The 17,638-nt window shown below is 58.6% G+C and carries 25 protein-coding genes; all 25 read left to right on the top strand.

Annotation, left to right across the window (positions count from 1 at the left end):
• The first annotated feature begins 54 nt into the window (after positions 1–54).
• The 25 genes from rpoC (at position 55) to rpmD (ending at position 17,638) form a co-directional block, all read left to right on the top strand.
• Positions 55–4,254 carry a DNA-directed RNA polymerase subunit beta' gene (gene rpoC / locus ACNFH5_RS12865; protein WP_045217354.1) on the top strand — a complete coding sequence of 1,400 codons (4,200 nt, stop codon included), beginning with the start codon at positions 55–57 and terminating at the stop codon, positions 4,252–4,254.
• Positions 4,255–4,408: 154 nt separating this feature from the next.
• Entirely contained in the window at positions 4,409–4,780 is a 372-nt protein-coding gene (rpsL, locus tag ACNFH5_RS12860; RefSeq protein WP_015475317.1) for a 30S ribosomal protein S12, read from the top strand.
• 85 nt (positions 4,781–4,865) lie between these two features.
• Positions 4,866–5,336 (top strand): 30S ribosomal protein S7, encoded by a 471-nt coding sequence (rpsG, locus tag ACNFH5_RS12855; RefSeq protein ID WP_024767125.1) that lies wholly within the window; start codon positions 4,866–4,868, stop codon positions 5,334–5,336.
• Between the two features lie 30 nt (positions 5,337–5,366).
• Positions 5,367–7,502, top strand: coding sequence for an elongation factor G (gene fusA / locus ACNFH5_RS12850; protein WP_045217356.1), 2,136 nt, complete (start codon positions 5,367–5,369; stop codon positions 7,500–7,502).
• 28 nt (positions 7,503–7,530) lie between these two features.
• Positions 7,531–8,724 (top strand): elongation factor Tu, encoded by a 1,194-nt coding sequence (tuf, locus tag ACNFH5_RS12845; RefSeq protein ID WP_054910987.1) that lies wholly within the window; start codon positions 7,531–7,533, stop codon positions 8,722–8,724.
• 155 nt (positions 8,725–8,879) lie between these two features.
• Positions 8,880–9,191 (top strand): 30S ribosomal protein S10, encoded by a 312-nt coding sequence (gene rpsJ, locus ACNFH5_RS12840; RefSeq protein ID WP_003243886.1) that lies wholly within the window; start codon positions 8,880–8,882, stop codon positions 9,189–9,191.
• 82 nt (positions 9,192–9,273) lie between these two features.
• Entirely contained in the window at positions 9,274–9,909 is a 636-nt protein-coding gene (rplC, locus tag ACNFH5_RS12835) for a 50S ribosomal protein L3 (protein WP_024767389.1), read from the top strand.
• A 14-nt stretch (positions 9,910–9,923) separates the two neighbouring features.
• The gene (gene rplD, locus ACNFH5_RS12830; protein ID WP_017521904.1) at positions 9,924–10,526 is read left to right on the top strand and encodes a 50S ribosomal protein L4; all 603 of its coding nucleotides are present in this window, start codon (positions 9,924–9,926) and stop codon (positions 10,524–10,526) included.
• Positions 10,523–10,822, top strand: a complete 300-nt coding sequence (gene rplW / locus ACNFH5_RS12825; RefSeq protein WP_015475322.1) for a 50S ribosomal protein L23 — start codon at positions 10,523–10,525, stop codon at positions 10,820–10,822. The genes rplD and rplW overlap by 4 nt, the downstream gene beginning before the upstream one ends.
• A gap of 11 nt (positions 10,823–10,833) precedes the next feature.
• Positions 10,834–11,655, top strand: a complete 822-nt coding sequence (gene rplB, locus ACNFH5_RS12820; RefSeq protein WP_024767388.1) for a 50S ribosomal protein L2 — start codon at positions 10,834–10,836, stop codon at positions 11,653–11,655.
• A gap of 16 nt (positions 11,656–11,671) precedes the next feature.
• On the top strand, positions 11,672–11,947 hold the full coding sequence (gene rpsS / locus ACNFH5_RS12815; RefSeq protein ID WP_015475324.1) for a 30S ribosomal protein S19: 276 nt from the start codon (positions 11,672–11,674) through the stop codon (positions 11,945–11,947).
• A 12-nt stretch (positions 11,948–11,959) separates the two neighbouring features.
• Complete coding sequence (gene rplV / locus ACNFH5_RS12810) at positions 11,960–12,292, top strand: 50S ribosomal protein L22 (protein ID WP_015475325.1); 333 nt, start codon at positions 11,960–11,962, stop codon at positions 12,290–12,292.
• 13 nt (positions 12,293–12,305) lie between these two features.
• Positions 12,306–12,992, top strand: coding sequence for a 30S ribosomal protein S3 (gene rpsC, locus ACNFH5_RS12805; protein WP_024767387.1), 687 nt, complete (start codon positions 12,306–12,308; stop codon positions 12,990–12,992).
• Between the two features lie 11 nt (positions 12,993–13,003).
• On the top strand, positions 13,004–13,417 hold the full coding sequence (gene rplP / locus ACNFH5_RS12800) for a 50S ribosomal protein L16 (protein ID WP_009617163.1): 414 nt from the start codon (positions 13,004–13,006) through the stop codon (positions 13,415–13,417).
• The gene (gene rpmC, locus ACNFH5_RS12795; RefSeq protein ID WP_003093720.1) at positions 13,417–13,608 is read left to right on the top strand and encodes a 50S ribosomal protein L29; all 192 of its coding nucleotides are present in this window, start codon (positions 13,417–13,419) and stop codon (positions 13,606–13,608) included. The genes rplP and rpmC overlap by 1 nt, the downstream gene beginning before the upstream one ends.
• 2 nt (positions 13,609–13,610) lie before the next feature.
• Positions 13,611–13,877: a 30S ribosomal protein S17 gene (gene rpsQ, locus ACNFH5_RS12790; protein WP_024767386.1), complete on the top strand. Its 267-nt coding sequence runs from the start codon at positions 13,611–13,613 to the stop codon at positions 13,875–13,877.
• 16 nt (positions 13,878–13,893) lie between these two features.
• Positions 13,894–14,262 (top strand): 50S ribosomal protein L14, encoded by a 369-nt coding sequence (gene rplN, locus ACNFH5_RS12785; protein ID WP_017521901.1) that lies wholly within the window; start codon positions 13,894–13,896, stop codon positions 14,260–14,262.
• A 12-nt stretch (positions 14,263–14,274) separates the two neighbouring features.
• Entirely contained in the window at positions 14,275–14,589 is a 315-nt protein-coding gene (gene rplX / locus ACNFH5_RS12780) for a 50S ribosomal protein L24 (protein ID WP_045215317.1), read from the top strand.
• A gap of 19 nt (positions 14,590–14,608) precedes the next feature.
• Positions 14,609–15,148, top strand: coding sequence for a 50S ribosomal protein L5 (gene rplE / locus ACNFH5_RS12775; protein WP_017521899.1), 540 nt, complete (start codon positions 14,609–14,611; stop codon positions 15,146–15,148).
• A 13-nt stretch (positions 15,149–15,161) separates the two neighbouring features.
• Positions 15,162–15,467, top strand: a complete 306-nt coding sequence (rpsN, locus tag ACNFH5_RS12770) for a 30S ribosomal protein S14 (protein WP_024767384.1) — start codon at positions 15,162–15,164, stop codon at positions 15,465–15,467.
• A 189-nt stretch (positions 15,468–15,656) separates the two neighbouring features.
• Positions 15,657–16,049 carry a 30S ribosomal protein S8 gene (gene rpsH, locus ACNFH5_RS12765; RefSeq protein ID WP_015475331.1) on the top strand — a complete coding sequence of 131 codons (393 nt, stop codon included), beginning with the start codon at positions 15,657–15,659 and terminating at the stop codon, positions 16,047–16,049.
• 11 nt (positions 16,050–16,060) lie between these two features.
• Complete coding sequence (gene rplF / locus ACNFH5_RS12760; protein ID WP_015475332.1) at positions 16,061–16,594, top strand: 50S ribosomal protein L6; 534 nt, start codon at positions 16,061–16,063, stop codon at positions 16,592–16,594.
• A 10-nt stretch (positions 16,595–16,604) separates the two neighbouring features.
• Positions 16,605–16,955, top strand: a complete 351-nt coding sequence (gene rplR, locus ACNFH5_RS12755; protein ID WP_017521897.1) for a 50S ribosomal protein L18 — start codon at positions 16,605–16,607, stop codon at positions 16,953–16,955.
• Positions 16,956–16,958: 3 nt separating this feature from the next.
• The gene (gene rpsE, locus ACNFH5_RS12750) at positions 16,959–17,459 is read left to right on the top strand and encodes a 30S ribosomal protein S5 (RefSeq protein ID WP_009617173.1); all 501 of its coding nucleotides are present in this window, start codon (positions 16,959–16,961) and stop codon (positions 17,457–17,459) included.
• A gap of 2 nt (positions 17,460–17,461) precedes the next feature.
• The gene (gene rpmD / locus ACNFH5_RS12745) at positions 17,462–17,638 is read left to right on the top strand and encodes a 50S ribosomal protein L30 (protein WP_009617174.1); all 177 of its coding nucleotides are present in this window, start codon (positions 17,462–17,464) and stop codon (positions 17,636–17,638) included.

Raw genomic sequence — 17,638 nt, 5'->3', positions numbered from 1 at the left:
AAACGGTGCGGCTGGTCAAGGCCGGTCGCACCGGGTCCGTGAGGAGGAAAGGCCTTGAAAGACTTGCTTAATCTGTTGAAAAACCAGGGTCAGATCGAAGAGTTCGATGCCATCCGTATTGGTCTGGCCTCGCCCGAGATGATCCGTTCCTGGTCCTTCGGTGAAGTCAAGAAGCCGGAGACCATCAACTACCGTACCTTCAAGCCGGAGCGCGATGGCCTGTTCTGCGCCAAGATCTTCGGCCCGGTGAAGGACTACGAGTGCCTGTGCGGTAAGTACAAGCGCCTGAAACACCGCGGTGTGATCTGCGAGAAGTGCGGCGTGGAAGTCGCGCTGGCCAAGGTGCGTCGTGAGCGCATGGGCCACATCGAGCTGGCCTCGCCGGTCGCCCACATCTGGTTCCTGAAGTCCCTGCCGTCCCGTATCGGCCTGCTGCTGGACATGACCCTGCGTGACATCGAGCGCGTGCTCTACTTCGAGAGCTACGTGGTAATCGATCCGGGCATGACCACCCTGGAGAAGGGCCAGCTGCTGAACGACGAGCAGTACTTCGAAGCCCTCGAAGAGTTCGGTGACGACTTCGACGCCCGCATGGGTGCAGAAGCCGTTCGCGAGCTGCTCAACGCTATCGATCTGGAACACGAGATTGGCCGCCTGCGCGAAGAGATTCCGCAGACCAACTCGGAAACCAAGATCAAGAAGCTGTCCAAGCGCCTGAAGCTGATGGAAGCCTTCCAGGGCTCCGGCAACCATCCCGAGTGGATGGTGCTGACCGTCCTGCCGGTGCTGCCGCCGGACCTGCGTCCGCTGGTTCCGCTGGATGGCGGCCGCTTCGCGACCTCGGATCTGAACGATCTGTATCGCCGCGTGATCAACCGTAACAACCGTCTGAAGCGCCTGCTCGACCTGGCAGCTCCGGACATCATCGTGCGTAACGAAAAGCGCATGCTGCAGGAAGCCGTCGATGCCCTGCTGGACAACGGTCGTCGCGGCCGTGCCATCACTGGCTCGAACAAGCGCCCGCTGAAGTCCCTGGCCGACATGATCAAGGGCAAGCAAGGTCGCTTCCGTCAGAACCTGCTCGGCAAGCGCGTGGACTACTCCGGTCGTTCGGTAATTACCGTAGGCCCGACCCTGCGTCTGCACCAGTGCGGTCTGCCGAAGAAAATGGCCCTAGAGCTGTTCAAGCCGTTCATCTTCGGCAAGCTGGAAGGTCGTGGTATGGCCACCACCATCAAGGCCGCCAAGAAGATGGTCGAGCGCGAGCTGCCGGAAGTGTGGGACGTTCTCGCTGAAGTCATCCGCGAACACCCCGTACTGCTGAACCGTGCGCCGACTCTGCACCGTCTGGGCATCCAGGCGTTCGAGCCGGTACTGATCGAAGGTAAAGCCATCCAGCTGCACCCGCTGGTCTGCGCCGCGTACAACGCCGACTTCGACGGTGACCAGATGGCCGTGCACGTTCCGCTGACCCTCGAGGCTCAGCTGGAAGCACGCGCGCTGATGATGTCCACCAACAACATTCTGTCGCCCGCCAACGGCGAGCCGATCATCGTTCCGTCGCAGGACGTGGTAATGGGTCTGTACTACATGACCCGTGAAGCGATCAACGCGAAGGGCGAGGGCATGGCTTTCGCAGACCTGCAGGAAGTTGACCGCGCGTACCGCAGCGGCCAAGTGTCCCTGCACGCCCGCGTAAAAGTGCGCATCAACGAGAAGATCAAGAACGAAGACGGCTCCCTGACCGCCAACACCCGTATCGTCGACTCCACTGTCGGCCGTGCGCTGCTGTTCCAGGTTGTCCCGGCCGGCCTGCCCTTCGACGTGGTCAACCAGTCGATGAAGAAGAAGGCGATCTCCAAGCTGATCAACCACTGCTACCGCGTGGTAGGTCTGAAGGATACCGTCATCTTCGCTGACCAACTGATGTACACCGGCTTCGCCTACTCGACCATCTCTGGTGTGTCGATTGGCGTGAACGACTTCGTCATCCCGGACGAAAAGGCTCGCATCATCGATGCCGCCACCGAGGAAGTGAAGGAGATCGAGAGCCAGTACGCCTCCGGCCTGGTAACCCAGGGCGAGAAGTACAACAAGGTGATCGACCTCTGGTCCAAGGCCAACGACGAAGTGTCCAAGGCGATGATGGCCAACCTCTCGAAAGAGAAGGTGACCGATCGCGAAGGCAAGCAGGTCGACCAGGAGTCCTTCAACTCCATGTACATGATGGCGGACTCCGGTGCGCGGGGTTCCGCGGCCCAGATCCGTCAGCTGGCCGGTATGCGTGGCCTGATGGCCAAGCCGGACGGCTCCATCATTGAGACCCCGATCACCGCGAACTTCCGTGAAGGCCTGAACGTACTCCAGTACTTCATCTCCACTCACGGTGCTCGTAAAGGTCTGGCGGATACCGCACTGAAGACCGCGAACTCTGGTTACCTGACCCGTCGTCTCGTCGACGTGGCCCAGGACCTGGTCGTCACCGAGATCGACTGCGGTACCGAGCATGGCCTGGTCATGTCCCCGCACATCGAAGGCGGCGACGTGGTAGAGCCGCTGGGTGAGCGCGTCCTCGGCCGCGTAATTGCTCGCGACGTGTTCAAGCCGGGCAGCGACGACGTGATCGTCGAAGCCGGTACCCTGATCGACGAGAAGTGGGTCGATTTCCTCGAGCAGATGAGCGTCGACGAAGTCGTTGTACGTTCGCCGATCACCTGCGAAACCCGTCACGGCATCTGCGCCATGTGCTACGGCCGCGATCTGGCCCGTGGTCACCGCGTGAACATCGGTGAGGCTGTCGGCGTTATCGCTGCCCAGTCGATCGGTGAGCCGGGTACCCAGCTGACCATGCGTACCTTCCACATCGGTGGTGCGGCCAGCCGTACTTCTGCCGTGGACAACGTACAGGTCAAGAACGGTGGCACCATCCGCCTGCACAACCTGAAGCACGTAGAGCGTGCCGACGGCGCCCTGGTAGCGGTTTCCCGTTCCGGCGAGCTGGCGGTAGCCGACGACTTCGGTCGTGAGCGCGAGCGCTACAAGCTGCCGTACGGTGCGGTGATTTCCGTGAAGGAAGGTGACAAGGTCGACCCGGGCGCCATCGTAGCCAAGTGGGACCCGCACACCCACCCGATCGTCACCGAGATGGACGGCACCGTGGCCTTCGTGGGCATGGAAGAGGGCATCACCATCAAGCGCCAGACCGACGAACTGACCGGTCTGACCAACATTGAAGTGATGGATCCGAAGGATCGTCCGGCTGCCGGCAAGGACATTCGTCCGGCCGTGAAGCTGATCGACGCCGCTGGCAAGGATCTGCTGCTGCCGGGTACCGACGTACCGGCCCAGTACTTCCTGCCGGCGAACGCCCTGGTCAACCTCAACGATGGCGCGAAAGTGCGTATCGGTGACGTTATCGCGCGTATCCCGCAGGAAACCTCGAAGACCCGCGACATTACCGGTGGTCTGCCGCGCGTTGCCGACCTGTTCGAAGCTCGTCGTCCGAAAGAGCCTTCGATCCTGGCGGAAATCAGCGGCACCATCTCCTTCGGCAAGGAAACCAAGGGCAAGCGCCGCCTGGTCATCACTCCCACCGACGGTAGCGATCCGTACGAGGAGCTGATTCCGAAGTGGCGTCACCTGAACGTGTTCGAAGGTGAACAGGTAAGCCGTGGTGAAGTGATCTCCGACGGCCCGAGCAACCCGCACGACATCCTCCGTCTGCTGGGCGTGAGCTCGCTGGCCAAGTACATCGTCAACGAGATCCAGGACGTTTACCGTCTGCAGGGCGTGAAGATCAACGACAAGCACATCGAGACCATCCTGCGCCAGATGCTGCGCAAGGTCGAAGTGGCCGAGTCGGGCGATTCGTCCTTCATCAAGGGCGACCAGGTCGAACTGGTTCACGTGCTGGAAGAGAACGAAGTACTGGGTACCCAGGACAAGTTCCCGGCCAAGTACGAGCGCGTTCTGCTGGGTATCACCAAGGCCTCGCTGTCCACCGAGTCGTTCATCTCGGCGGCATCCTTCCAGGAGACCACTCGCGTCCTCACCGAGGCAGCGGTCACCGGCAAGCGCGACTTCCTGCGCGGCCTGAAGGAAAACGTGGTCGTGGGTCGTCTGATCCCGGCAGGTACCGGTCTGGCTTACCACAGCGAGCGCAAGCGTCAGCGTGAACTCGGCAAACCGCAGCGTGTGAGCGCGAGCGAGGCCGAAGCAGCATTGGCCGAAGCGCTCAATCTGAGCGGTAACTAAGCCTCAAACGAAGCCCCGGTTGTCTTGACAACCGGGGCTTTGTCTTGACTGGAATCCGTAAGCTCTTTAGTATCTTGTACCCCGAAAATTGGCAGGGCGCTTGCTCTGTTCATTTTCGTTTTTAAGTGTCGTAAGACAATCAGTGGAGCTATAGATGGCAACTATCAACCAGCTGGTGCGCAAGCCGCGCAAGCGCCTGGTCGACAAGAGCGGCGTTCCTGCCCTGCAGAACTGCCCTCAGCGTCGCGGCGTATGCACCCGCGTATACACCACCACCCCGAAGAAGCCGAACTCCGCACTGCGTAAAGTGTGCCGTGTTCGCCTGACCAACGGTTTCGAGGTTTCCTCGTACATCGGCGGTGAAGGTCACAACCTGCAAGAGCACAGCGTAGTGCTGATCCGTGGCGGTCGTGTAAAGGACCTTCCGGGTGTTCGCTACCACACCGTGCGCGGTTCGCTGGACACCTCCGGTGTCAAAGACCGTAAGCAGGGTCGTTCGAAGTACGGCGCGAAGCGTCCGAAGTAATTTTGTTTTCCTATTTGCTGAGTCGATAAGAGTAAGGTCGGGCATCAAGTCCCGGATTACCTGAAGACCGTTTGAGGGCTTATCAATGCCAAGACGTCGTGTAGCGGCCAAACGTGAGATCCTGGCCGATCCGAAATACGGAAGCCAGATTCTGGCGAAGTTCATGAACCACGTGATGGAAAGCGGCAAGAAAGCCGTTGCCGAGCGTATCGTTTACGGTGCTCTGGACAAGGTCAAAGAGCGCGGTAAAGGCGACCCCCTGGAAATCTTCGAAAAAGCACTCGACGCCATCGCTCCGCTGGTCGAAGTGAAGTCCCGCCGTGTCGGCGGTGCTACTTACCAGGTTCCGGTCGAAGTACGTCCGTCCCGTCGTAATGCACTGGCCATGCGCTGGCTGGTGGACTTCGCCCGCAAGCGTGGCGAGAAGTCCATGGCTCTGCGCCTCGCTGGCGAGCTGCTGGATGCCGCTGAAGGCAAAGGCGCTGCTGTCAAGAAGCGCGAAGACGTGCACCGTATGGCTGAGGCCAACAAAGCGTTCTCGCACTACCGCTTCTAATTACGGCAACAACACTTCTGCGAGGGCTTTATGGCTCGTAACACAGCAATCAACCGCTACCGGAACATTGGTATCTGTGCCCACGTTGACGCGGGCAAGACCACCACTACCGAGCGGATCCTGTTCTACACAGGTCTCAGCCACAAGATGGGTGAGGTGCACGACGGCGCTGCTACCACCGACTGGATGGTGCAGGAGCAGGAGCGTGGTATCACCATCACCTCCGCTGCGATCACGACCTTCTGGGAAGGTTCGCGCGGCCAGTACGACAAGTACCGCGTAAACGTCATCGACACCCCCGGCCACGTAGACTTCACCATTGAAGTTGAGCGCTCCCTGCGCGTACTGGACGGCGCTGTCGTTGTGTTCTGCGGCACCTCCGGCGTTGAGCCGCAGTCCGAAACCGTATGGCGTCAAGCCAACAAATACGGTGTTCCGCGTATCGTTTACGTGAACAAGATGGACCGCGCCGGCGCCAACTTCCTGCGCGTCGTCGGCCAGATCAAGAATCGTCTGGGTCACACCCCGGTCCCGGTTCAGCTGGCTATCGGTGCAGAAGATGACTTCCAGGGTCAGGTTGACCTGCTGAAGATGAAGGCCATCTACTGGAACGAAGACGACAAGGGCACCTCCTACCGCGAGGAAGAAATTCCTGCGGATATGGTTGAGCTGGCCACCGAGTGGCGCAACAACATGGTCGAGGCTGCTGCCGAAGCCAACGAAGAGCTGATGAACAAGTACCTGGAAGAGGGTGAGCTGTCGATCGAAGAGATCAAGGCTGGCCTGCGTCTGCGTACTATCGCCTGCGAAATCGTACCGGCTGTCTGCGGCTCGTCGTTCAAGAACAAGGGCGTGCCCCTGGTTCTCGACGCCGTGATCGACTTCCTGCCTGCTCCGACCGAGATCCCTGCAATCCAGGGTATCCACCCGGATCACATTGACGACGGCGACGAAGCTCCGAAGGACGATCGTCCTGCTGACGACAATGCTCCGTTCTCGGCTCTGGCATTCAAGATCGCCACTGACCCGTTCGTAGGTACTCTGACCTTCGTTCGCGTCTACTCGGGCGTTCTGGAGTCTGGTAACTCGGTTATCAACTCCGTGAAAGGCAAGAAAGAGCGCGTTGGTCGTATGGTGCAGATGCACGCCAACCAGCGTGACGAGATCAAAGAAGTACGCGCTGGCGACATCGCTGCTCTGATCGGCATGAAGGACGTCACCACTGGTGACACCCTGTGCGACATCGAGAAGCCGATCATCCTCGAGCGTATGGACTTCCCGGAGCCGGTAATCTCGGTAGCTGTTGAGCCGAAGACCAAGGCTGACCAGGAGAAGATGGGCATCGCCCTCGGCAAGCTGGCTCAGGAAGACCCGTCGTTCCGCGTGAAGACCGACGAAGAAACCGGCCAGACCATCATCTCCGGTATGGGTGAGCTGCACCTGGACATCCTCGTCGACCGCATGAAGCGTGAATTCGGCGTTGAGGCGAACATCGGCAAGCCGCAGGTTTCGTACCGCGAAACCATCTCGAAGGACAACATCGAGATCGAAGGCAAGTTCGTTCGTCAGTCCGGTGGTCGTGGTCAGTTCGGTCACTGCTGGATTCGTTTCTCGACTCCGGATGTGGACGACAAGGGCAACATCACCGAAGGCCTGGTCTTCACCAACGAGGTCGTGGGCGGTGTGGTTCCGAAGGAATACATCCCGGCCATCCAGAAAGGCATCGAAGAGCAGATGAAGAACGGCGTTGTCGCCGGTTATCCGCTGATCGGCCTGAAGGCGACCGTCTTCGATGGTTCCTACCACGACGTCGACTCCAACGAGATGGCGTTCAAGATCGCCGCTTCCATGGCGACCAAGCAGCTGGCCCAGAAGGGCGGCGGCAAGGTTCTGGAGCCGATCATGAAAGTGGAAGTGGTGACTCCTGAGGACTACATGGGTGACGTGATGGGTGACCTGAACCGTCGTCGTGGTCTGATTCAGGGGATGGAAGACTCGGTTTCCGGTAAGGTTATCCGTGCCGAGGTTCCGCTGGGCGAGATGTTCGGTTACGCAACCGACGTGCGTTCCATGTCCCAGGGTCGCGCTAGCTACTCCATGGAATTCTCCAAGTACGCTGAAGCTCCGGCGAACGTCGTCGAAGCTCTGGCTAAAAAACAAGCTTGATTCAGCTCTTTTAGTAGAGGTTACTCTCGTGGCTAAAGAAAAATTTGAACGTAACAAACCGCACGTCAACGTCGGCACCATCGGTCACGTTGACCACGGCAAAACCACTCTGACCGCTGCTCTGACCAAGGTCTGCTCCGAGACCTGGGGTGGCTCCGCTCGCGCTTTCGACCAGATCGACAACGCGCCGGAAGAGAAGGCTCGTGGTATCACCATCAACACCTCTCACGTTGAATACGACTCGCCGGTACGTCACTACGCTCACGTAGACTGCCCGGGCCACGCCGACTACGTGAAGAACATGATCACCGGTGCTGCCCAGATGGACGGCGCGATCCTGGTTTGCTCGGCTGCTGACGGCCCCATGCCGCAGACCCGCGAGCACATCCTGCTGTCCCGCCAGGTAGGCGTTCCTTACATCGTCGTGTTCCTGAACAAGGCCGACATGGTTGACGACGCCGAGTTGCTGGAACTGGTCGAAATGGAAGTTCGCGATCTGCTGAACACCTACGACTTCCCGGGCGACGACACTCCGATCGTGATCGGTTCCGCTCTGATGGCCCTGAACGGCCAGGACGACAACGAGATGGGCGTTTCCGCCGTGCGCAAGCTGGTAGAAACCCTGGACTCGTACATCCCCGAGCCCGAGCGCGCCATCGACAAGCCGTTCCTGATGCCGATCGAGGACGTATTCTCGATCTCTGGTCGTGGCACCGTGGTAACTGGCCGTGTTGAGCGTGGCATCGTCAAGATCCAGGAAGAAGTGGAAATCGTCGGTATCAAGGCGACCACCAAAACTACCTGCACCGGCGTTGAAATGTTCCGCAAGCTGCTCGACGAAGGTCGTGCTGGTGAGAACGTTGGCGTCCTGCTGCGTGGCACCAAGCGTGAAGACGTAGAGCGTGGCCAGGTTCTGGCCAAGCCGGGCACCATCAAGCCGCACACCAAGTTCGAGTGCGAAGTGTACGTGCTGTCCAAAGAAGAAGGTGGTCGTCACACCCCGTTCTTCAAAGGCTACCGTCCGCAGTTCTACTTCCGTACCACCGACGTAACCGGCAACTGCGAACTGCCGGAAGGCGTTGAAATGGTAATGCCGGGTGACAACGTGAAAATGGTTGTCACCCTGATCGCTCCGATCGCCATGGAAGATGGTCTGCGCTTCGCGATTCGCGAAGGCGGCCGTACCGTTGGCGCCGGCGTGGTTGCCAAGATCATCGAGTAATCGCTGATCTGCTCCAGAAAAAGGGACCCTTCGGGGTCCCTTTTTCGTTGAGTTGGTTAAATATTGACACCCTCCAGGCGCATCCGTACAATTGCGCCTCCTTTTAACGGGCGGAGTCCGTCCGTTGGGAATGGCAACTTGGAGTCTGAGGTCAAATGCAAAATCAACAAATCCGTATTCGGTTGAAGGCTTTTGATCACCGCCTGATCGACCAATCTACCCAGGAAATCGTGGAAACCGCGAAACGTACTGGCGCTCAGGTGCGTGGTCCGATTCCTCTGCCGACCCGCAAGGAACGTTACACCGTGCTGATTTCCCCGCACGTCAACAAGGACGCTCGTGACCAGTACGAAATTCGTACCCACAAGCGTGTTCTCGATATCGTTCAGCCGACCGACAAAACCGTCGACGCGCTGATGAAGCTCGACCTTGCTGCTGGCGTCGAAGTACAGATCAGCCTCGGCTAATGCCTTCGGCATTGGTCGTGTAACGCTCTGAAATGGGCGGCCATAGCGGGTGAAAGCCCCGTACACTAAAGAGGTTCTAAAGATGACAATTGGTGTTGTCGGTCGTAAGTGCGGCATGACCCGCATCTTCACCGAAGATGGTGTCTCTATTCCGGTCACGGTCATTGAGGTCGAGCCGAATCGCGTCACCCAGTTCAAAAACGAAGAAAGCGATGGCTATCGCGCTGTGCAGGTAACTGCTGGCGAGCGTCGTGCTTCTCGCGTGACCAAGGCGCAAGCCGGTCACTTTGCCAAGGCGAATGTCGCCGCCGGTCGCGGCGTGTGGGAATTCCGTCTGGGCGAAGAGGAGTTCAAGGCAGGCGATTCCATTTCTGTCGACCTGTTCCAGGCCGGTCAGCTGGTAGACGTTACTGGCGAGTCCAAGGGTAAAGGCTTCGCCGGTACCATCAAGCGCTGGAACTTCCGTGGTCAAGATAACACCCACGGTAACTCCGTTTCCCACCGCGTCCCGGGTTCCATCGGCCAGTGCCAGACTCCTGGTCGAGTGTTCAAGGGCAAAAAAATGTCGGGCCACATGGGTGCTGAGCGTGTAACCGTTCAATCCCTTGAGGTCGTGCGTGTCGATGCAGAGCGCAATCTGCTGCTGGTCAAAGGTGCCGTTCCCGGCGCTACCGGTGGTGATGTGCTGGTGCGTCCGGCAGCCAAGGCTCGCGGTTAAGAGAGGAAGCTGAGATGCAACTGAATGTAAATGGCGCTCAGGCGATCGAAGTTTCCGAGCGTACTTTTGGTAGCGAATTCAACGAGACCCTGGTTCACCAGGCAGTCGTAGCCTACATGGCTGGCGGCCGTCAGGGCACCAAGGCTCAGAAAACTCGTTCCGAAGTCTCCGGTGGTGGCAAGAAGCCGTGGCGTCAGAAGGGCACTGGTCGTGCTCGTGCCGGCACCATTCGTAGCCCCATCTGGCGTGGCGGCGGCGCGACCTTCGCGGCCAAGCCCCAGGATCACTCCCAGAAGCTCAACAAGAAGATGTACCGCGCTGCTCTGCGCTCCATCCTCTCTGAGCTGGTTCGTCTGGACCGTCTGGTTGTCGTTGCCGACTTCGCTGTCGATGCACCGAAGACCAAAGGTCTGGTCAGCAAGCTGGAAGGCCTGGGCCTGAAAGATGTACTGATCGTCACCGAAGGCGTCGATGAGAACCTGTACCTGGCAGCTCGCAACCTGGCCCACGTCGATGTGCGTGACGTCCAGGCTTCCGATCCGGTCAGCCTCATCGCCTACGACAAGGTGCTGGTCACCGTGTCCGCCGTGAAGAAGTTCGAGGAGCTGCTGGCATGAACCAGGAACGCGTATTCAAAGTGCTGCTGGGCCCGCATATCTCCGAGAAGGCCACTGGCCTGGCGGACGGCAACAGCCAATTCGTTTTCAAGGTTGCCACTGATGCAACCAAGCTGGAAATCAAGAAGGCCGTAGAAAGCCTGTTCGGCGTGAAAGTACGTCGCGTCACCACCCTGAACGTTCAGGGCAAGACCAAACGTACCGTTCGCGGCCTGGGCAAGCGTAACGACTGGAAAAAAGCGTACATCGCTCTCCAGCCGGGCCAGGATCTCGATTTCGCAGCTGGCGCTGAGTAAAGGGGTGCATCATGGCAATCGTTAAATGCAAACCGACTTCCGCTGGTCGTCGTTTCGTCGTCAAGGTAGTGAACCAGGACCTGCACAAAGGTGCTCCGTTCGCTCCCCTGCTCGAGAAGAAGTCCAAGTCGGGCGGCCGTAACAACAACGGTCGTATCACCACCCGTCATATCGGTGGTGGCCACAAGCAGCACTATCGTCTGGTCGACTTCCGTCGCAACAAGGATGGCATCCCTGCCATCGTTGAGCGCGTCGAATACGATCCGAACCGTACTGCTCACATCGCTCTGCTGAAATACGCGGACGGCGAGCGTCGTTACATCATCGCCCCCAAAGGCGTGGTGGCTGGCGATCAACTGATCTCCGGTATCGGCGCTCCGATCAAGGCCGGCAACAACATGCCGCTGCGCAACATCCCGGTTGGTAGCACCATCCACGGTATCGAACTGAAGCCTGGCAAAGGCGCTCAGATCGCTCGCTCCGCTGGCGCTTCGGCTCAGCTGGTTGCCCGTGAAGGTGCATACGTAACCGTACGTCTGCGTTCCGGTGAGATGCGTAAAGTCCTGGCTGACTGCCGTGCGACCCTGGGCGAAGTCTCGAACTCCGAGCACAGCCTGCGTTCGCTGGGTAAAGCCGGTGCCAAACGCTGGCGTGGCGTTCGCCCGACCGTTCGTGGTGTTGCCATGAACCCGGTCGACCACCCGCATGGTGGTGGTGAAGGTCGTACCTCTGCTGGTCGTCATCCGGTATCGCCGTGGGGTCTTCAGACCAAGGGTAAGAAGACTCGCGCGAACAAGCGTACCGACAACATGATCGTCCGTCGCCGCAAGTAAATAGAGGGATACGACAGTGCCACGTTCTCTGAAAAAAGGTCCTTTTATCGATCTTCACCTGCTGAAGAAGATCGAAGTGGCGGTGGAAAAGAACGACCGCAAGCCGATCAAGACCTGGTCGCGCCGTTCGATGATTCTGCCGCACATGGTTGGTCTGACCATCGCTGTCCACAACGGCCGTCAACACGTGCCGGTCCTGGTCAACGAAGACATGGTCGGTCACAAACTCGGCGAGTTCGCTGCTACCCGCACTTATCGTGGGCACGCTGCGGACAAGAAAGCCAAGCGTTAAGGGGTAAGGAAGATGGAAGTAGCCGCTAAGCTCTCGGGCGCTCGTATCTCCGCCCAGAAAGCCCGCTTGGTCGCCGACCAGATCCGCGGGAAGAAGGTGGGCGATGCGCTCAACCTCCTGGCTTTCAGCAACAAGAAAGCCGCCGAGATCATGAAGAAAGTGCTGGAGTCGGCCGTTGCCAACGCCGAGCACAACGAAGGCGCCGATGTAGACGATCTCAAAGTCTCCACCGTCTTCGTCAACGAAGGTCGTTCGCTCAAGCGCATCATGCCGCGTGCCAAAGGCCGTGCTGATCGCATCGTCAAGCGGTCTTGCCATATCACTGTCAAGGTTGCGGACAAGTAACGGAGTCGATCAGATGGGTCAGAAAGTACATCCCAATGGCATCCGCCTGGGTATCGTCAAGGAGCACACCTCCGTTTGGTACGCAGATAAGCGCACTTACGCCGATTATCTGTTCGCCGACCTGAAGGTACGTGAGTATCTCCAAGACAAACTAAAAAGCGCGTCCGTAAGCCGTATCGATATCCATCGTCCGGCTCAGACTGCACGTATCACCATCCACACCGCTCGTCCCGGCATCGTGATCGGCAAGAAAGGTGAAGATGTTGAGAAGCTGCGTCAGGACCTGACCAAGCAAATGGGTGTGCCGGTGCACATCAACATCGAAGAGATCCGCAAGCCGGAACTCGACGGTATGCTGGTTGCGCAAAGCGTAGCTCAGCAGCTGGAGCGTCGCGTTATGTTCCGTCGCGCCATGAAGCGCGCTGTACAGAACGCCATGCGCATTGGTGCCAAAGGCATCAAGATCCAGGTAAGCGGTCGTCTGGGCGGCGCTGAAATCGCTCGTACCGAGTGGTATCGCGAAGGTCGTGTGCCCCTGCACACCCTGCGTGCCGACATCGACTACGCAACCTACGAAGCGCACACCACCTACGGTGTGATCGGTGTGAAGGTTTGGATCTTCAAAGGCGAGGTCATTGGTGGCCGCCAGGAAGAGCTGAAGCCCCAAGCGCCCGCTCCTCGTAAAAAAGCTGCTAAGTAAGGAGTACGCAAATGCTGCAACCCAAGCGTACGAAGTTCCGCAAGCAAATGACCGGTCACAACCGTGGCCTGGCTCATCGCGGTTCTAAAGTCAGCTTCGGCGAGTTTGCCCTCAAGGCAACCAGCCGTGGCCGTCTCACCGCGCGTCAGATCGAGTCCGCACGTCGTGCGCTGACCCGTCACGTTAAACGTGGCGGCAAGATCTGGATTCGCGTATTCCCCGACAAGCCTGTTACCAAGAAGCCCCTGGAAGTACGTATGGGTAAAGGTAAAGGCGGCGTCGAGTACTGGGTAGCCCAGATTCAACCGGGCAAGGTCCTGTACGAGATCGAGGGTGTATCCGAAGAGCTGGCGCGTGAGGCATTCGCCCTGGCTGCTGCAAAGCTGCCGCTCGCCACCTCCTTTGTTAAGCGGACGGTGATGTGATGAAAGCGAATGAACTTCGTGAAAAATCCGTTGAGCAGCTGAACGAGCAACTGCTCGGCCTGCTGCGCGACCAGTTCAATCTGCGCATGCAGAAAGCAACTGGCCAGTTGGGGCAGTCTCACCTGCTCTCGCAGGTTAAGCGCGACATCGCTCGCGTGAAAACTGTGCTCAACCAGCAAGCAGGTAAGTAATCATGGCTGAAGCTCAGAAAACCGTCCGTACGCTGACTGGCCGCGTCGTCAGCGACAAGATGGACAAGACCGTCACCGTTCTGATCGAGCGCCGCGTTAAGCACCCGATCTACGGCAAATACGTGAAGCGTTCGACCAAACTGCACGCACACGACGAAACCAATCAGTGCCGCATTGGTGACCTGGTCACCATTCGCGAGACTCGTCCGCTGGCCAAGACCAAGGCCTGGACCCTGGTTGATGTCGTTGAGCGCGCGGTTGAAGTCTAAGGGTCGGAGATAGAAGATGATTCAGACTCAATCCATGCTCGAAGTCGCTGATAACAGCGGCGCGCGTCGCGTAATGTGCATCAAGGTGCTCGGCGGTTCCCACCGCCGTTACGCCGGCATTGGCGACATCATCAAGGTCACCGTCAAGGAAGCAATTCCGCGTGGCAAGGTGAAGAAGGGCCAGGTAATGACTGCCGTGGTCGTTCGCACCAAGCACGGCGTACGTCGTACCGACGGTTCCATCATTCGCTTCGACGGCAACGCCGCCGTCCTGCTGAACAACAAGCAGGAGCCGATCGGCACCCGTATCTTCGGGCCGGTGACTCGTGAACTTCGTACTGAGAAGTTCATGAAGATCGTCTCCCTTGCCCCTGAAGTGCTGTAAGGAGTAGCCGTCATGCAAAAAATTCGTCGTGACGACGAAGTCATCGTCATTGCCGGCAAGGACAAGGGCAAGCGTGGCAAAGTGATCAAGGTTCTGGCTGACGACCGTCTGGTTGTTGGCGGTGTGAACCTGGTCAAGCGCCACACCAAGCCCAACCCCATGCTCAACCAGCAAGGCGGGATCGTCGAGAAGGAGGCGCCTCTGCACGTCTCCAACGTCGCCATCTTCAACGCTGAAACCAACAAGGCTGACCGCGTTGGTTTCAAAGTCGAAGACGGTAAGAAGATTCGTGTCTTCAAGTCGACCCAGAAACCGGTTCAGGCTTGAGGGAGCTAGGTAGATCACCATGGCACGATTGAAAGAAATTTATCGGAAGGAAATCGCTCCCAAGCTGAAGCAAGAGCTTCAGCTGGCGAACGTGATGGAAGTTCCGCGCGTTACCAAAATCACCCTGAACATGGGTCTTGGCGAAGCTGTCGGCGACAAAAAAGTCATCGAGAGCGCCGTAGCTGATCTGGAAAAGATCGCGGGTCAGAAGCCGGTCGTGACTTACGCTCGTAAGTCCATCGCTGGTTTCAAGATTCGTGAAGGCTGGCCGATCGGCGTTAAAGTCACCCTGCGTGGCGATCGCATGTACGAGTTCCTGGACCGTCTGCTGTCGATCTCCCTGCCGCGCGTTCGTGACTTCCGCGGTCTGAATGCCAAGTCCTTCGACGGCCGTGGCAACTACAGCATGGGCGTCAAAGAGCAGATCATCTTCCCGGAAATCGATTACGACAAGATCGATGCCCTCCGCGGTATGGATATCACTCTGACCACTACCGCGCGTTCGGATGATGAAGGTCGTGCGCTGCTGCGCGCCTTCAAATTCCCGTTCCGCAACTGATTGGAGTAGGACCATGGCTAAAGAGAGCATGAAGAACCGTGAGCTGAAGCGTCAGCGCACGGTAGCCAAGTACGCCAAAAAGCGTGCCGAGCTGAAAGCGATCATCGTTAATCCGAGCACCACTGCGGAAGATCGTTGGAACGCCCAGGTCGCCCTGCAGAAGCAACCGCGTGACGCGAGCGCCAGCCGCCTGCGTAACCGTTGCCGTCTGACCGGTCGTCCGCACGGTTACTACCGCAAGTTCGGCCTGAGCCGTAACAAGCTGCGTGAAGCGGCTATGCGCGGTGACGTACCGGGCCTGGTGAAAGCCAGCTGGTAAGTGATAAGCGGAGTCGGTAACGGCTCCGTTGATCGCTTTGCGAAGCAAGCCCCCTTGTGGGGCTTGATTCGTTTTTGAGCGATCTCTAGAATACCCGGCTCCCCCGAGCCCGGGTTTTATCTCGCCTGGCGTTTTGAGGGCGAGTTATGAAGTTGAAGGCTTATCTTTTGTATCAGGAGCATTAAGCCCATGAGTATGCAGGACCCGTTAGCAGACATGCTAACTCGCATCCGTAATGCCCAGATGGCTGAGAAGACCGTCGTGAGCATGCCGTCTTCCAAGCTGAAAGCGGCAGTCGCCAAAGTCCTCAAGGACGAAGGCTATATTGCGGATTTCCAAGTCACCGCCGAGGCCAAGCCTCTGCTGTCGATCGAGCTGAAGTACTTCGAAGGCAAGCCTGTCATCGAGGAAGTGAAGCGAATCAGCCGTCCTGGCCTGCGCCAGTACAAATCCGTAGACCAGCTGCCGAAAGTTCGCGGCGGCCTGGGCGTTTCGATCGTCTCCACCAACAAAGGTGTGATGACTGACCGTGCTGCCCGTGCCGCTGGCGTCGGTGGCGAAGTGCTCTGCACTGTGTTCTAAGGGGAAACAGCATGTCTCGCGTTGCTAAGAACCCCGTCATTCTGCCCGCCGGCGTTGAAATCAAGCTGGCTGGTCAGGAACTTTCGATCAAGGGTGCCAAAGGCGCTCTCGAGCTGAAAGTACATCCGTCCGTCGAAGTCATTCAGGACAACGGTGAGCTGCGTTTCGCTGCGCGTAACGGCGACCAGCAGACCCGTGCCATGGCCGGTACCACCCGCGCTCTGGTCAACAACATGGTAATCGGCGTCAGCCAGGGCTTCGAGCGCAAGCTCCAGCTGGTTGGTGTTGGTTACAAAGCGCAGGCCAAAGGCCAAGTGCTGTCCCTGGCTCTCGGCTTCTCCCACCCGGTTGATTACGAACTGCCTGCCGGCATCGTCGCGGAAACCCCCAGCCAGACCGACATCCTGATCAAGGGTATCGACAAGCAGCTGGTTGGCCAGGTTGCCGCGGAAATCCGCGACTTCCGTCCGCCGGAGCCGTACAAAGGCAAGGGCGTGCGTTACGCCGACGAAGTCGTCCTTCGTAAAGAAGCCAAGAAGAAGTAGGGCATAGCAAATGAGCGTCAAGAAAGAAACCCGTCTGCGCCGCGCTCGCAAGGCTCGCCTGAAGATGCGCGAACTGGAAGCCGTACGCCTCTGCGTGTACCGCTCCTCCCAGCACATCTACGCCCAGGTCATTGCAGCCGACGGCGGCAAGGTCCTGGCCAGCGCCTCGACCCTGGACAAAGAACTGCGCGAAGCTGCCACTGGCAACGTCGACGCAGCCAAGAAAGTTGGTCAACTGGTCGCGGAACGCGCCAAGGCTGCCGGCGTCACTCAGGTGGCGTTCGACCGTTCTGGCTTCAAGTACCACGGTCGTATCAAGGCCCTGGCTGATGCCGCTCGTGAAGGCGGTCTGGAGTTCTAAGTTATGGCAAACAACGATCAAAAGCGCGACGAAGGCTACATCGAGAAGCTGGTTCAAGTGAACCGCGTCGCCAAAACCGTAAAAGGTGGCCGTATCTTCGCCTTCACCGCGCTGACCGTGGTTGGCGATGGCAAGGGCCGTGTTGGCTTCGGTCGTGGCAAGGCGCGTGAAGTGCCGGCCGCTATCCAGAAGGCAATGGAAGCTGCTCGCCGCAACATGATCCAGGTTGATCTGAACGGCACCACCCTGCAGTACCCGACCAAGTCCGCCCATGGCGCCTCCAAGGTGTACATGCAGCCGGCTTCCGAAGGTACCGGCATCATCGCCGGCGGCGCCATGCGGGCTGTCCTGGAAGTTGCTGGTGTGCAGAACGTTCTGGCGAAGTGCTACGGCTCCACCAATCCGGTGAACGTGGTCTACGCAACCTTCAAGGGCCTGAAGAACATGCAGTCCCCTGAGTCGGTAGCGGCCAAGCGTGGCAAGAGCGTCGAGGAGATTCTCTAACCATGGCAACTGTCAAAGTTACCCTGATCAAGAGCCTGAACGGCCGTCTGGCCAATCACAAGGCTTGCGTCAAAGGCCTCGGCCTGCGTCGCATTAATCACACCGTCGAAGTTCAGGACACTCCTGAAAACCGCGGCATGATTAACAAGGCCTACTACCTGCTGCGTGTGGAGGGTTAA

The sequence above is a fragment of the Pseudomonas sp. NY15435 genome (assembly GCF_048068295.1).
GTDB lineage: Bacteria > Pseudomonadota > Gammaproteobacteria > Pseudomonadales > Pseudomonadaceae > Pseudomonas.
Note: the sequence above shows the minus strand (reverse complement) of the source record. Positions and strands in the feature narration are given on the sequence as shown.

Bases quoted from the DNA above. Each gene is read 5' to 3' on its own strand.
- rplP (WP_009617163.1), top strand. From the start codon at position 13,004: ATGCTGCAACCCAAGCGTACGAAGTTCCGCAAGCAAATGACCGGTCAC.
- rplN (WP_017521901.1), top strand. From the start codon at position 13,894: ATGATTCAGACTCAATCCATGCTCGAAGTCGCTGATAACAGCGGCGCG.
- rpsE (WP_009617173.1), top strand. From the start codon at position 16,959: ATGGCAAACAACGATCAAAAGCGCGACGAAGGCTACATCGAGAAGCTG.
- rpsG (WP_024767125.1), top strand. From the start codon at position 4,866: ATGCCAAGACGTCGTGTAGCGGCCAAACGTGAGATCCTGGCCGATCCG.
- rplD (WP_017521904.1), top strand. From the start codon at position 9,924: ATGCAACTGAATGTAAATGGCGCTCAGGCGATCGAAGTTTCCGAGCGT.
- rplC (WP_024767389.1), top strand. From the start codon at position 9,274: ATGACAATTGGTGTTGTCGGTCGTAAGTGCGGCATGACCCGCATCTTC.
- fusA (WP_045217356.1), top strand. From the start codon at position 5,367: ATGGCTCGTAACACAGCAATCAACCGCTACCGGAACATTGGTATCTGT.
- rpsC (WP_024767387.1), top strand. From the start codon at position 12,306: ATGGGTCAGAAAGTACATCCCAATGGCATCCGCCTGGGTATCGTCAAG.
- rpsL (WP_015475317.1), top strand. From the start codon at position 4,409: ATGGCAACTATCAACCAGCTGGTGCGCAAGCCGCGCAAGCGCCTGGTC.
- rpsN (WP_024767384.1), top strand. From the start codon at position 15,162: ATGGCTAAAGAGAGCATGAAGAACCGTGAGCTGAAGCGTCAGCGCACG.
- rplF (WP_015475332.1), top strand. From the start codon at position 16,061: ATGTCTCGCGTTGCTAAGAACCCCGTCATTCTGCCCGCCGGCGTTGAA.
- rplB (WP_024767388.1), top strand. From the start codon at position 10,834: ATGGCAATCGTTAAATGCAAACCGACTTCCGCTGGTCGTCGTTTCGTC.
- rpmD (WP_009617174.1), top strand. From the start codon at position 17,462: ATGGCAACTGTCAAAGTTACCCTGATCAAGAGCCTGAACGGCCGTCTG.
- rplV (WP_015475325.1), top strand. From the start codon at position 11,960: ATGGAAGTAGCCGCTAAGCTCTCGGGCGCTCGTATCTCCGCCCAGAAA.
- rpmC (WP_003093720.1), top strand. From the start codon at position 13,417: ATGAAAGCGAATGAACTTCGTGAAAAATCCGTTGAGCAGCTGAACGAG.
- rpsH (WP_015475331.1), top strand. From the start codon at position 15,657: ATGAGTATGCAGGACCCGTTAGCAGACATGCTAACTCGCATCCGTAAT.
- rplR (WP_017521897.1), top strand. From the start codon at position 16,605: ATGAGCGTCAAGAAAGAAACCCGTCTGCGCCGCGCTCGCAAGGCTCGC.
- rplW (WP_015475322.1), top strand. From the start codon at position 10,523: ATGAACCAGGAACGCGTATTCAAAGTGCTGCTGGGCCCGCATATCTCC.
- rpsQ (WP_024767386.1), top strand. From the start codon at position 13,611: ATGGCTGAAGCTCAGAAAACCGTCCGTACGCTGACTGGCCGCGTCGTC.
- rplX (WP_045215317.1), top strand. From the start codon at position 14,275: ATGCAAAAAATTCGTCGTGACGACGAAGTCATCGTCATTGCCGGCAAG.
- rpsJ (WP_003243886.1), top strand. From the start codon at position 8,880: ATGCAAAATCAACAAATCCGTATTCGGTTGAAGGCTTTTGATCACCGC.
- rplE (WP_017521899.1), top strand. From the start codon at position 14,609: ATGGCACGATTGAAAGAAATTTATCGGAAGGAAATCGCTCCCAAGCTG.